This window comes from Pedobacter sp. GSP4 (assembly GCF_051857575.1).
In the GTDB taxonomy this organism is placed as follows: Bacteria; Bacteroidota; Bacteroidia; order Sphingobacteriales; family Sphingobacteriaceae; genus Pedobacter.
In genome coordinates this window covers 50,832-64,268 of sequence record NZ_JBPZIR010000011.1, presented here as the reverse complement: position 1 = coordinate 64,268, position 13,437 = coordinate 50,832, and the positions used below count along the sequence as shown (strand labels likewise).

14 protein-coding genes are annotated in these 13,437 nt (G+C 38.7%); 12 read left to right on the top strand and 2 right to left on the bottom strand.

The features are described from left to right. The first annotated feature begins 242 nt into the window (after positions 1–242). From ACS5PU_RS21980 to ACS5PU_RS21960, 5 genes are all read left to right on the top strand, one after another. Positions 243–1,229, top strand: a complete 987-nt coding sequence (locus ACS5PU_RS21980) for a pyruvate dehydrogenase complex E1 component subunit beta (RefSeq protein ID WP_439461312.1) — start codon at positions 243–245, stop codon at positions 1,227–1,229. Positions 1,230–1,383: 154 nt separating this feature from the next. Beyond that, the gene (locus ACS5PU_RS21975) at positions 1,384–1,860 is read left to right on the top strand and encodes a hypothetical protein (protein ID WP_439461311.1); all 477 of its coding nucleotides are present in this window, start codon (positions 1,384–1,386) and stop codon (positions 1,858–1,860) included. A 22-nt stretch (positions 1,861–1,882) separates the two neighbouring features. Further along, positions 1,883–2,455 (top strand): pentapeptide repeat-containing protein, encoded by a 573-nt coding sequence (locus ACS5PU_RS21970; RefSeq protein ID WP_439461310.1) that lies wholly within the window; start codon positions 1,883–1,885, stop codon positions 2,453–2,455. A gap of 45 nt (positions 2,456–2,500) precedes the next feature. Then, positions 2,501–2,872, top strand: coding sequence for an iron chaperone (locus ACS5PU_RS21965; protein WP_439461309.1), 372 nt, complete (start codon positions 2,501–2,503; stop codon positions 2,870–2,872). 127 nt (positions 2,873–2,999) lie between these two features. Beyond that, a complete protein-coding gene (locus tag ACS5PU_RS21960) occupies positions 3,000–5,288 on the top strand; it encodes a Tex family protein (protein WP_439461308.1) in 2,289 nt (762 codons plus the stop codon). Between the two features lie 209 nt (positions 5,289–5,497). Here the strand turns inward: ACS5PU_RS21960 and ACS5PU_RS21955 are convergent, their stop codons facing one another. Further along, on the bottom strand, positions 5,498–6,574 hold the full coding sequence (locus ACS5PU_RS21955; RefSeq protein WP_439461307.1) for a mechanosensitive ion channel family protein: 1,077 nt from the start codon (positions 6,572–6,574) through the stop codon (positions 5,498–5,500). A gap of 152 nt (positions 6,575–6,726) precedes the next feature. On the opposite strand from ACS5PU_RS21955, the gene pnuC reads away from it, so the two are divergent. The 7 genes from pnuC (at position 6,727) to tsf (ending at position 11,967) form a co-directional block, all read left to right on the top strand. Continuing rightward, positions 6,727–7,389 (top strand): nicotinamide riboside transporter PnuC, encoded by a 663-nt coding sequence (pnuC, locus tag ACS5PU_RS21950; RefSeq protein ID WP_439461306.1) that lies wholly within the window; start codon positions 6,727–6,729, stop codon positions 7,387–7,389. Continuing rightward, positions 7,386–8,351: an AAA family ATPase gene (locus ACS5PU_RS21945; RefSeq protein WP_439461305.1), complete on the top strand. Its 966-nt coding sequence runs from the start codon at positions 7,386–7,388 to the stop codon at positions 8,349–8,351. The genes pnuC and ACS5PU_RS21945 overlap by 4 nt, the downstream gene beginning before the upstream one ends. Before the next feature lie 41 nt (positions 8,352–8,392). Continuing rightward, a complete protein-coding gene (locus tag ACS5PU_RS21940) occupies positions 8,393–8,926 on the top strand; it encodes an ORF6N domain-containing protein (RefSeq protein ID WP_439461304.1) in 534 nt (177 codons plus the stop codon). Positions 8,927–9,307: 381 nt separating this feature from the next. Continuing rightward, the gene (rplM, locus tag ACS5PU_RS21935) at positions 9,308–9,751 is read left to right on the top strand and encodes a 50S ribosomal protein L13 (RefSeq protein WP_115402292.1); all 444 of its coding nucleotides are present in this window, start codon (positions 9,308–9,310) and stop codon (positions 9,749–9,751) included. 3 nt (positions 9,752–9,754) lie between these two features. Continuing rightward, positions 9,755–10,141: a 30S ribosomal protein S9 gene (gene rpsI / locus ACS5PU_RS21930; protein ID WP_029279076.1), complete on the top strand. Its 387-nt coding sequence runs from the start codon at positions 9,755–9,757 to the stop codon at positions 10,139–10,141. 18 nt (positions 10,142–10,159) lie between these two features. Further along, complete coding sequence (rpsB, locus tag ACS5PU_RS21925; RefSeq protein WP_113947542.1) at positions 10,160–10,993, top strand: 30S ribosomal protein S2; 834 nt, start codon at positions 10,160–10,162, stop codon at positions 10,991–10,993. 128 nt (positions 10,994–11,121) lie between these two features. Further along, the gene (gene tsf / locus ACS5PU_RS21920) at positions 11,122–11,967 is read left to right on the top strand and encodes a translation elongation factor Ts (RefSeq protein WP_293307494.1); all 846 of its coding nucleotides are present in this window, start codon (positions 11,122–11,124) and stop codon (positions 11,965–11,967) included. 198 nt (positions 11,968–12,165) lie between these two features. Here the strand turns inward: tsf and ACS5PU_RS21915 are convergent, their stop codons facing one another. Next, positions 12,166–13,371, bottom strand: coding sequence for a metallophosphoesterase (locus tag ACS5PU_RS21915; RefSeq protein WP_439461303.1), 1,206 nt, complete (start codon positions 13,369–13,371; stop codon positions 12,166–12,168). Positions 13,372–13,437 lie beyond the last annotated feature (66 nt).

Sequence of the window (13,437 nt, the reverse complement as noted above, 5' to 3'; positions counted from 1 at the left end):
AATATACTTTTATTTCTCACCATCTAATTTCAAAAAAAATATTTCGATAAATGGTTAAACTTTGATACAATACCAACTTTTATCAACACAAAAGCACAATTATATTTCCCTTATTCCCAATAAGTAAAAATCAAGCATAAAAACCGCCATAATCAACCACAATTATTACAAAACACACATATTATTGCCTTTGGTTTCAACGCGATTAATAATTATATTTGCCACCGTTATTAAAATTTACAATGAGAGAAATCCAATTTAGAGAAGCACTGCGCGAAGCCATGAGCGAAGAAATGCGTAAAGATGACCGCGTTTTTTTATTAGGTGAAGAAGTAGCAGAATATAACGGTGCATACAAAGTAAGTCAAGGTATGCTTGATGAATTTGGTGCAAAACGTATTATCGATACCCCTATTGCCGAATTAGGTTTCGCAGGTATTGCAACTGGTGCCGCAACAGCTGGCCTGGTTCCAATTGTAGAGTTCATGACATTTAACTTCTCTTTAGTTGCAATCGATCAGATTATCAACGGAGCAGCTAAAATCTTATCGATGAGTGGTGGTCAGTTCTCATGCCCAATGGTTTTTCGTGGTCCAACAGGTAACGCAGGCCAATTAGGTGCACAACACTCTCAAAACTTCGAAAACTGGTTCGCAAATACACCAGGCTTAAAAGTAGTAGTTCCGGCTACTCCTTATGATGCGAAAGGATTATTAAAGCAATCGATTATCGATCCAGATCCAGTTATTTTCATGGAATCGGAAGTAATGTACGGCGATAAGGGCGATGTTCCTGCTGAAGAATACTATATCGAACTTGGTAAAGCTAAAGTAACCAAAGAAGGTACCGATGTAACTATCGTAACTTTTGGTAAAATGTTAACACGCGTGGTAAACCCTGCGGTAGAAGAATTAACAAAAGAAGGAATCAATGTAGAAGTGATCGATTTACGCACAGTCCGTCCTATCGATTACGATACCATTATTGCTTCGGTTAAGAAAACAAACCGTTTGGTGGTAGTAGAAGAAGCTTGGCCTTTAGCATCTCTTTCTGGAGAGATTGCTTTCATGGTACAAAAACAGGCATTCGATTATTTAGATGCACCGGTTTTACGAATCACTTGTGCCGATGTTCCACTTCCATACTCACCAACCCTAATTGCAGCCAGCTTACCAAATGCCGAGCGTGTAGTTAAAGCGGTAAAAGAAGTAATGTACGTTAAAAAATAAATTGTCATTCTGGGCATAGCAAAGAATCTCATAAAATCATAGAATCCTCCAAAGCAATTTGGGGGATTTTTTATGTCTGTTTTTAAAGCTTTCAGGTATGAGCACTATATTTAAAATTGTATTTAAGGATAATATTGAATAATATAGTAATCAAATGCGCGAAAAAATTAATGATATTCTAACAATTGTAATCATCATTCCGATTGTTTTGCTTTTTCTTTTGTTTTTCTTGCCATTTGTTCTTATTGATAATATCAACTGTTATTTCAAACAAAAGAAAACAGACAAATTATACATAGACTACCTTCGGCAAATTGATGGACATAAACTCTTTTGTTATAATAATAGAAGACACGTACAGGAATTTATAGAGAAACAGGTTATACCAACTTTGCCCAAAGATGTAAAATTGATTTTTCTTGATGGGAAAACTCCAAAATCAGAATATTCGGATAGACTTGCCTCCACAATTTTGTATCGTATCCAAAATCAGGTAGGCTTTCCTTATCTTCTCAAAATTCAGGATGGTATTGTTCACGAAAAATCGATCAACAATGAACTTTATAATAACTTAAACCAGGGCCATGACATTAAGCCATTGTATGATGCAATAAATAAATTTTATCAATAACTATATCCAATATCAGAATATCATGCCTGAATACATTGCCGATCAAACCTTCGAAAAAGCCGATTTTACGCTACGCGCACTCCCAAAAGTAGAATATGAAAACTGCAAATTCATCAACTGCGATTTCTCTGGCTCAGACCTCAGCGGAATTAAATTTTTAGATTGTGGGTTTAGCGCCTGTAACCTCAGTTTAACCAATATTTCCAAAACTTCCTTTAACGACATCGATTTTAACGGATGTAAAATGCTTGGCTTAAGATTCGAAAACTGCAACGATTTCGGGTTGGCATTTAGTTTTGACCACTGTAAATTAGACCACTCTTCCTTTTACAAACTGAAGCTGAAGAAAACAGCTTTTAAAAACTCACAATTGCACGAAGTAGATTTTTCGGAAACTGATCTGGGCAACGCGCTTTTCGACAATTGCGATTTATTGAGTGCAACATTCGACCGAACAATCCTTGAAAAAGCAGATTTTAGAACAGCTTACAATTATTCAATAGATCCCGATAACAACAGGATTAAAAAGGCCAGGTTTTCTAAATCAGGAATTGCAGGCCTTTTACAGAAATATGATATCGTGATCAGCGAGTAGTTTATTCCAGTTTTTTCGTAAATTCATAACAAGACCTATAATGTTATGGAACAACCAAAAGCACAAAATATCGACGAATATATTGCAGATTTCCCTGTAGCAACACAAAAAATACTGCAACAGGTACGCGAAACCATACACCTTGCCGTACCCGAAGCCAAAGAAGTAATCAGCTATGGGATGCCGGCCTTTAAACAAAATGGGGTGCTCGTTTATTTTGCCGGTTACGCCAAACACATTGGCTTTTACCCTACCGGTTCGGGTATCGAAGCCTTCTCGGCTGAATTTGGTGATTACAAATGGAGTAAAGGCGCCGTGCAATTTCCTATTGATAAACCAATGCCTTTAGATCTGATTACCAGAATTACCAAATTCAAAGCTGAACGCGATATGGAGAAGACTAAGAGAAAGAAATAACTGCGCTTTCAGGCCCTCCGCCCTTAATTTCTAAAGAATTTACTCACACATTTCGGTGGAAAACTTCATGCTAAAAATCCTTTATTCTTAAAAATCCTAATTAGCTTTGGTCTTTTAATTTTAGGATATGTTAACCCACCATAAAATAATTGCAGCCGAATTAAAAGTTGCAGAAAAACAAGTAACCGCAACCATAAGCCTTTTGGATGAAGGTGCAACAGTACCTTTTATCTCCCGTTACCGTAAAGAAGCAACCGGGAGTTTAGATGAGGTTGAGGTTGCAGCCATCCGCGATAGGGTACTGCAATTGCGCGATCTGGATAAACGCCGCGAAGCGATCCTGAAATCCATGACCGAACTAGGTAAGCTAACACCCGAACTCGAAAAACAGCTTAATGAAGCAGAAACCATTTCGCTGCTGGAAGATATTTACCTTCCTTATAAACCGAAACGTAAAACACGCGCATCGGTTGCAAAGGAAAAAGGTTTAGAGCCTTTGGCCCTTCAAATCTTCGATCAGAACAGTTTCGATCTAGATACAACGGCCGATAAATTTATTGATGCAGAAAAAGGCGTAAATTCGCTTGAAGAGGCTTTGGCCGGAGCCCGCGATATCATTGCCGAAATGATTTCAGAAAATGCCGAGGCCCGTACAAAAATGCGAACATACTTTCAAGAGAAAGCTGCTTTTAAATCAGAAGTAATTAAAGGGAAAGAAGAAGAAGGCATTAAGTACAAAGATTATTTTGAATGGAATGAGCCTGTTAAAACCGCTGCCTCACACCGTGTTTTGGCCATGCGCCGTGGCGAGAAAGAATTAATTCTACGCTTAGATGCACTGCCTCCAGCCGAAGATGCCCTTGCTATTTTAGAAAACCAATTTATTTTGGGCCATAACGCTGCTTCAAAACAAGTTCAACAGGCTTTAGAAGATGGTTATAAACGTTTGCTGGAACCAGCAATGGAAACCGAACTCCGTGTGTTAACCAAACAAAGAGCAGATGAAGAAGCGATCCGCGTTTTTGCAGAAAATGCACGCCAGTTATTGTTGGCTGCACCAATGGGGCAGAAAAATGTACTGGCCATCGATCCAGGTTTCCGGACTGGCTGTAAAGTAGTTTGCTTGGATAAACAAGGGCAGCTGTTAGAAAACACAGCCATTTATCCACATACTGGGCAGGGAAATGTAAAAAATGCCGAATTCACCATCCAACAGCTCTGTGAAAAACACCATATCGAAGCCATTGCTATTGGTAACGGTACAGCTGGTAGGGAAACTGAAGCTTTTGTACGCGGATTAAACTTGCCGCACATTACCATTGTAATGGTGAATGAAAGTGGTGCCTCGATTTACTCGGCTTCGGAAGTTGCCCGTGAAGAGTTTCCTACACAAGATATTACCGTTCGTGGTGCGGTTTCAATTGGCCGCCGTTTAATGGATCCATTGGCCGAACTGGTAAAAATCGACCCGAAATCTATTGGCGTTGGCCAGTATCAGCACGATGTTGATCAACATAAATTACAGGCCAGTTTAGATGATACAGTTATCAGTGCCGTAAATGCTGTGGGTGTAGAGTTAAATACGGCATCAAAACAGATTTTAGCCTACGTATCTGGCTTAGGACCAACATTGGCCCAGAACATTGTTGATTACAGAAATACAAATGGTGCGTTTAAAAACCGCGAAAGCTTGAAAAAGGTTCCTCGTTTGGGCGATAAGGCTTATGAGCAGGCTGCGGGTTTCTTACGCATCCGCAATGCAGAAAACGTATTGGATACCAGTGGTGTACACCCTGAGCGTTATGCTGTGGTTGATAAAATGGCTAAAGACCTAGGCACTACGGTTTCTGCCTTGATGAAAGATACACAGTTGCAAAAACAGATTAAGCCACAACAATATGTATCGGATGAAATCGGTTTACCAACACTGAACGATATATTAAAAGAACTTGCCAAACCTGGCCGCGATCCACGCGAGCAGTTTGAGGCCTTTAGCTTTACCGATGGGGTTAATGAAATTGCAGATTTAAGAACCGGCATGAAACTGCCTGGGATTGTAACCAACATCACCAATTTTGGTGCCTTTGTTGATATCGGTGTTCACCAGGACGGATTGGTACACACCAGCCAATTGGCAAACAGGTATGTAGCAAACCCTAACGATATTGTTAAGGTACATCAAAAAGTAGAAGTTACTGTAATGGATGTTGATGTTGCACGCAAAAGGATCTCGCTATCAATGAAAACTGAGGTTAGTCCGAAGTCGGAAGTCCGCAGTCAGAAGCCTAAAGAGCAGAAACCGAAGCAAGACTATAAACCGAACAATAAACAAAACTTTAAGCCCCGTAATGAACCTAAAGACGCTGATGGTGATCTGCAGGAAAAATTAGCCAAGCTGAAAGGTATGTTCAAATAATCAATCAGTTAATAAAAGGATCGTCATTAAAAGGGATCGTCATTTCGAGCGTACCCGATAGCTATCGGGTGCAATGCAGTCGAGAAATCTATAATAATCCATCTATAGATTTCTCCGCTACGGTCGAAATGACGGGTTCTTTCCTGTTACAATTTTTCCATATCTTTTTTACCCAGGTCTGTGTCTCCACAGACCGATAAAAGCGTTTTCTACGATTTTCCCATATCCCTAAACTCCAGCCTTTTCTTCGGCAAACTTTCGCTGAAATTATTCTGGATAAATGTAATCATCGCTTCTCTTACGTAGCACCTTAAATCGAAAGCCCTCGAAGAATTAGAAGCACTCATTAAGAAACGTACTTCGATTGCGCCATCTTTCGTGCTGTCGGTAACCTGAACAACATTTACCCTTTTATCCCAAAGTGGGTTTGCATTTAACAACCTCGACATTTCCTCCCGTAATGGGGCTACCGGGATAGTATAATCCAGGTAAAGAAAAACTGTACCCAACAGATCAGCCGATACCCGGGTCCAATTCTGAAAGGGTTTTTCAATAAAATAGGTGATTGGCAAAATTAACCTGCGTTGATCCCAGATGTTAACCACCACATAAGTTAAGGTAATCTCTTCTACCTTCCCCCATTCCCCTTCAACTATTAAAACATCATCAATACGGATAGGCTGCGTAAAAGCAATCTGGAAACCGGCGAGTAGATTACCCAATGATTTTTGTGCAGCAAAACCAATAATAATTCCTCCAATACCAACACCAGTAAGCAATCCTGCCCCTATTTTACGCATGCTTTCAAAACTCAATAAAATAATTGCGGCTGTAATCAAAATAATAAGCGAAACAATGAATTTCCTAACAAACTGCAACTGTGTTCTGATCTTGCGTTCTTTAAGATTGTTTTCTTTGTTTAGGTCGTATTTTAGATAAAAATAATCTTCTAAAACATTGATTAACCTGATCAATATCAGGGCAAATGTAATGGTTAAGGCCATTTCCAATGCTTTTGTAACCGGCAACCTGATTGCAGGTGACATTTCCATCAAGGTTAAAGAAAAATTCAGCAATAACAGTGGAATAAAAACCGCAACAGGCCTTCTTAGATGTTTAATGGTCGATTTTATAATGATGAAATCCCACCAGCGTGAAAGCAGGATAAAAGTTTTATGGATGATAAATTTGATAAGAACGCCCAACAACACTGCAATTAAACCAATAATGAGGTTCTTAAAAAACAAAGGAATTGGATAACCGAAAAGCTGGTCGAGAAACTGCATACAAGAAATTTGGTGGTTAACAAATAAGACCCGAAAGGTTACTAGATAATTTATTAACACGGTTATTCCCATTTTGTTTCTGCACCCAGAAACCGCAGCACAACGATAAATTATATACTTTAGGGTTTTGAATTTGAAAACAACATTTGCGTATGGATTTTTTTGATGCCCACAGTATATTTTTTACCATTCTTGGCTATAAAATGAGTTATCTGGAATTTTCTGCAGTAATTACAGGGATTATTTCGGTTATTCTTTCAGCGAAAGCCAGTGTTTGGAGCTGGCCTGCAGGTATTGTAAATGTATTTCTATCGGCCTTTTTGTATTATCAAAATCAGCTTTATCCCGATATGTTTTTAATGGTTTTCTTTTTTATAACCAACATTATGGGCTGGTGGCGATGGACCAACCCAAAGCCTGAAGAAGAAGATAAAAACAAAGAACTCAAAATCAGCTTTATGCCGGTAAAACAGTTTTTAATGTTACTGGTTATCGGCGTTGTTGGAACATTATTGATGGGTACTTTGGCCAGTCAGCTGCACAATTGGCTGCCCTTCCTGTTTAGCCTTCCAAGCGCTTATCCCTTTGTAGATTCGTTTATTTTTGTGATGAGCGTAATCACCACATTTTTAATGATACAGAAAAGGGTAGAATGTTGGATTATCTGGTTAATTATCGATGTTGTGGCTACTTACCTATATTTTTTAAAAGGCATTAAATTTATGGGGGTAGAATATTTAGTTTTTACCATTATCGCGGCCTTCGCACTTTGGCATTGGATAAAAGAATATAGAAGCTACGCCGAAACAGCATGAAAAGAGGTTTAGTAATTGGTAAATTTATGCCGATCCATAATGGGCACATCGCGCTGATTCATTTTGCTGCGGCACATTGCGACGAACTGATTGTTTCTATGAGTTTTACGCCCAGTGATAAAATTGATCCGGTTTTGCGTTTCGAATGGATCAAATGCATTTTTAAAAACCAACCAAATATCAAACCTGCAATTATTCCTGATGATTTTGATGATGAAACCCTCCCATTGGATGAACGGACAAAGATTTGGGCCATAAGGATGCGCGAGGTTTATCCAAAAATCGATGTCCTTTTCAGTTCAGAATTTTATGGAGACCCTTTCGCCATTAATTTACAGGCCGAGCATATCCTCTTTGATGAACCCAGAAAATACACACCCGTTTCTGCAACACTGATCAGAAATAACCCATTTCAATATTGGGAATTTATTCCGGTTGAAGTCCGCCCGTATTTTGTAAAGAAAATCTGTATCTACGGACCAGAAAGCACCGGCAAATCCACCATGGCCGAAAAAATGGCCCTACATTACAACACCGTTTTTGTTCCCGAAGTTGCACGCGAGTTAATTACCTCTAATGATATTTCTGTGGATGACATTATCAGAATCGGGAAGGCACAAACGGAGCGGATAAAAGAAAAAACGATCATCGCCAATAAAATTGTTTTTTGTGATACCGATTTAATCACCACAAAAATATATGCGCAATACTATTTAAATGAAGTTCCCGATCTGCTTAACGATCTTGAAAACGAGATCAAGTACGATTTATATTTCCTGATGGATATTGATGTGGAATGGGTAGCCGACCATCTCCGCGATTTTGGCGACAGGCGTTTAGAAATGTTCAATTTATTTAAAGCAGAACTCGAAAAGCGTGGTATGCATTATATCCTGATCAACGGTACCTATAAAGAACGCGAAGAAAAGATTGAAAAAATTATAGATTCAATGTTGGTATAGATCCATCTTATTTAGTATCTTCAAATCAAATCCAAAATGATATGACAGCTAAACAAATGCTTCCTATCATCCCTGACAATGTTGTAGTTAATAAAATTTACGAGCTAAGAGGCCTTAAAGTGATGCTTGATAGCGATCTGGCTGAGCTTTATGATGTAGAAACTAAACGCCTCAACGAGCAAGTTGGTAGAAATCCTGATAGATTTCCGGAAGATTTCATGTTTCAACTCTCTGATGAAGAGTGGTTAAACTTGAAGTCGCAATTTGCGACTTCAAGTTGGGGCGGAAGAAGAAAACTTCCATTTGTTTTCACTGAACATGGGATACTGATGCTTTCGAGCGTTTTAAACAGTAAACAAGCCATACAGGTCAATATTCAGATTGTTCGGGTCTTCTCCCGCATCCGCCAGTTTATTCTCGATAACGGTGAGCTTAAACTCGAAGTTGAGGAAATCAAACAAAAAGTAAACAATCAGGATAAAAACATCGAACTGGTTTTTAACTATCTCGATAAGCTGATCGATAAGAAAACTGGACCAAGGAAAAGAATGGGTTATATGCCTGATGATCTGTGATTTTATGCTTTGAAACCTATAAAATCTTTGAGGAACAAATTTTGACCACAAAATAAATTGTAAATCTATAATTAACCGTTAATTGTAGCGCTTTACTCAAATTGCCTAAATGGGATTGTATTGGTGTCCTTTTGAATCTGCATTGGCTTTATTTCACAATTTCAAAAGTATTTAAATATTTAGCGTAAAGCCCGAAGACTACAGGCCTGCTTTCCAAAAAAAAAATAATTAGGGCCCAAAATGCTGCGCCCTTTGTAATGACGATATTTTTATATCAAAAATTTTCTCTCCAACTATTTGATAATAAAAGTATTCTATCTATCTTTGCAGTCCCAAATTTAATGGGAATAATAAATTGTTTAATAAATTAAATACAAGCAAGTGAATACGTTAAGTTACAAAACTGTCTCGGCCAATGCGAAAACTGTTAACAAACAGTGGATTGTTGTTGATGCGCAAGGCGAGATTTTGGGGCGCTTGTCATCGAAGATCGCTATGATCATCCGTGGTAAAAACAAGCCTGAGTACACCCCACACGTAGATTGCGGCGATAACGTGATTGTTATCAATGCAGACAAGGTTAAATTGACAGGAAACAAATTCAGCGAAAAGCAATATGTTTCTTATACTGGTTATCCAGGTGGTCAACGTTTTATCTCTCCAAAAGAGTTAATGGCGAAACACCCTCAACGTGTAATCGAGAAAGCGGTACGTGGTATGTTACCGAAAACTAAATTGGGTAAAAAATTATACACCAATCTTTTTGTGTATGCTGGTGACAAACACCCTCATGCAGCTCAATCTCCAAAAACCATTAAACTTTAAGAAATGTCAGTTACTAACACTTCAGGAAGAAGAAAAACAGCTGTTGCACGTATCTACTTAAAAGATGGTGCTGGCGCAATTACCGTTAACGGTAAAGATCACAAAGTATATTTCCCAACTTTACCTTTGCAATATATCGTAAACCAGAGTTTAGAAGTTTCTGAGCTTGTAGGTCGTTATGATATCACTGTAAACGTTCAAGGCGGTGGAGTAAAAGGACAAGCAGAAGCTGTTCGTTTAGCTATTGCTAAAGCGATTGTTGAACTAGATGCGGAGAAAAAACCTGCATTACGTGCTAAAGGCCTAATGACGCGTGATATGCGTATGGTTGAGCGTAAGAAACCAGGACGTGCTAAAGCTCGTAAGAAATTCCAATTCAGTAAACGTTAATCACAGGAGGCAAAGACAATGGCAAGAACAACTTATCAAGACTTATTGGATGCAGGTGTACACTTTGGTCACCTTACCCGTAAATGGAATCCAAAAATGGCTCCTTACATTTTCATGGAGCGTAACGGAATCCACATTATAGATTTAAATAAAACCTTAACTAAAACTGAAGAAGCTGCGGCTGCGATTAAACAAATCGTAAAATCAGGACGTAAAGTTTTATTTGTATCAACAAAAAAACAAGCTAAAGGAATCGTAGCTGAACAAGCTAAGAAAGTAAATATGCCTTTCGTAACCGAGCGTTGGTTAGGTGGTATGTTAACCAACTTTGCTACTGTTCGTAAGTCAATCAAAAAGATGTCTAACATCGATAAAATGACTAAAGACGGTACTTATGCTATCCTTTCGAAAAAAGAGCGTTTAATGATCCAACGTGAGCGTATTAAATTAGAATCACTTTTAGGTGGTATTGCTGATTTAAACCGTTTACCTGCAGCTTTATTCTTAATTGATGTTAAGAAAGAGCACATTGCGGTAACTGAAGCGTTAAAATTAAACATCCCTACTTTTGCGATGGTTGATACTAACTCTGATCCTTCTAACATCGATTTCCCTATCCCAGCGAATGATGATGCTACAAAATCTATCTCTTTAATTACTGATGTAATTATCAAAGCGATTGAAGAAGGTTTAGACGAGCGTAAACGCGAAAAAGATGATGAGGCAGAAAAAGAAGCAGTAGCGGCTAAAGCAGCAGCTGATGCTCCTGAATCAAAAGAGCCAAGACGTAAAAAAGCTGCTGAAGCAGAAGTTGAAGCGTCAGCATCAGAAGAAACTAAAACAGAAGAATAGTAATATTTTTTAATTGCAGGTTACTGGTTTCAGGTTTTAAGTTGGCTTAACAAGAGTTTAACTTAGCGCTTGTAACTTGTAACCTGTAATTGTTATAACAAGATTTTAAACTTTAAAAAGGAAATAAAATGTCTACAGTACAAATTTCTGCAGCAGATGTAAATAAACTACGCCAACAAACTGGCGCTGGTATGATGGATTGCAAAAAAGCTTTAGTTGAAGCTAATGGCGATTTCGAAGCAGCTGTTGATTTATTACGTAAAAAAGGTCAAAAAGTATCTGCAGCCCGTTCTGGTAATGCTACTTCTGAAGGTCTGGTATCAATCGCTGTTTCAGCAGACGGTACAAATGGTAAATTAGTTGCTTTAGCCTGCGAAACCGAGCCGGTTTCTAAAGTTGAAGATTTCCGTAATTTGGCTCAGGCTGTTTTAGCTGCAGCAGTTGCTAACAATCCTGCTACTGCTGAAGAATTATCAGCAATTACTTTAGAAGATGGACGTACAGTTGCCGAAACTATTACTGAATTAACCGGTAAAATCGGAGAGAAAATCGTTATCCAAGAGTATGCAAACGTATCTGGTGAAAAAATCGTTTCATATATCCACTCTAACGGTAAAATGGGCGTTTTAGTAGTATTCGAAAATACTAACGGTGCAGATATTACTGAAGCTGGTAAAGATGTGGCTATGCAGATTGCTGCAATGAGCCCAATTGCTGTTGATAAAGACGGTGTTGATCCTGCTACTATCGAGCGTGAAATCGAGATTGCTAAAGACGTTATCCGTCAAGAAGGCAAACCAGAAGAAATGGTTGAGAAAATTGCTGCTGGTAAATTGAATAAATTCTACAAAGACAGTACTTTATTAAACCAAGAGTTTGTTAAAGATAGCTCAATCGATGTACGTAAATTTTTAGATAACACTTCTAAAGGTTTAACCGTATCTGCTTTCAAACGTGTTCAATTAGGTGCATAAGCACTCATAAAACATATTTAAAAAGCCCCAATTCTGGGGCTTTTTTTATGCACTTTACTTCAATAACATCCGTCATCTCGACCGAAACGCAGTGAAGCGGAGAGATCTAACTCAAAAGCGCTCTCTAGATAGATTTCTCGGCTTCGTTGCACCCGATAGCTATCGGGTCCGCTCGAAATGACGGTATGTGGAGCTTCGTTACTTCCTCAAAGCGGTATAAGCCCCTACTTCCTTGCCCGAATCATCGAGCATACTTACCACGACCTTATTTTTATCTGCTGTTATTTTGGTAATGGTTCTGTTGCCTTTTTGCGGCCCGCCACCAATAATTAAAGGATAATGATTTAATGCCTTATCAGGCTGATGTACCATATACTTGTGCGTATGGCCACTCAACACCAAATCTACCTTTCCCTCGTTCAATAAAGGCTCAAACAATTCAGTACAGTGTTTTGGACCATGGGCATCGCCCGAAAAACGGGGTGGGATATGCATCAGCACAATCCTGAAAGGTGCTTTTTTAAATGCTTTCGAATTCACTTCTGTTTTAAGCCACTCTGCCTGCTGAATCCGATAATCATCAAAGTTTACAATACCTGCGTAAACCGGATGCGCATCTTCTTTATCTTCTCCAGTATCGATAATTACAAACCGAACCGGCCCTAAAGTAAAAGCCGCGTGGCCAACATGCATGTAATATTGAGCAAATTCACGGGCAAATTTACCCCGTGTTTCATGGTTTCCACGCACGTAGATAAATGGTGTATGCTTAGCAAAACGATCTACACAGGGCTGTAACATATGATCGATAATCTGCTTTTCATCTGTTTGATAATCGAAAATATCACCATTAAAGAAAATGAAATCCTGCTTAACATCCGGAACCAGCCCCAAAAGGTGCGGAATAGATTCAGGCCTATCGTGTATATCGTTCAGCATTAAAAAAGAAACCTCCGATTTATCAGTATCTGCATTTAAGAATGTTTCAACAGCACTGCTTACTGTTTCGCCATAAGTTAATTTATAGGGCTGGAAGTCTTTAATCTCTTTCGAAACAATTTTATAGTGGTACTTTGTTCCAGGTTTCAAATTGGAAAGGGTTACCGCATTAAGCATACTGTTGGCCTGCATTAAACCCAGCTCAGCTTTTCCATATGCTTTTTGGTTTAATTGATCGGCCTGTTCCCCAAACTCCACCCACCCTGCAGCATTCTTGTTGGTTAACCACAAAATAGTCATCGAGTTATTAAAATTGGTTTGCAGATAGGGGCCAACAGCAATTTTAAACCCATCTTCCTGAGCCGGCAAATTGGCAATTGCGGCCGATGGCGCGACCAATGTAGCAGCACTTAAAGTTAAGCCCACCTTTAAAAAACTTCTCCTATTCGACTGATTTTCATTCATTTGATTAGCATGATCTTATTAACCAAATATATCGTTACAATATTTAACTTTGAATGTGTAAGATTA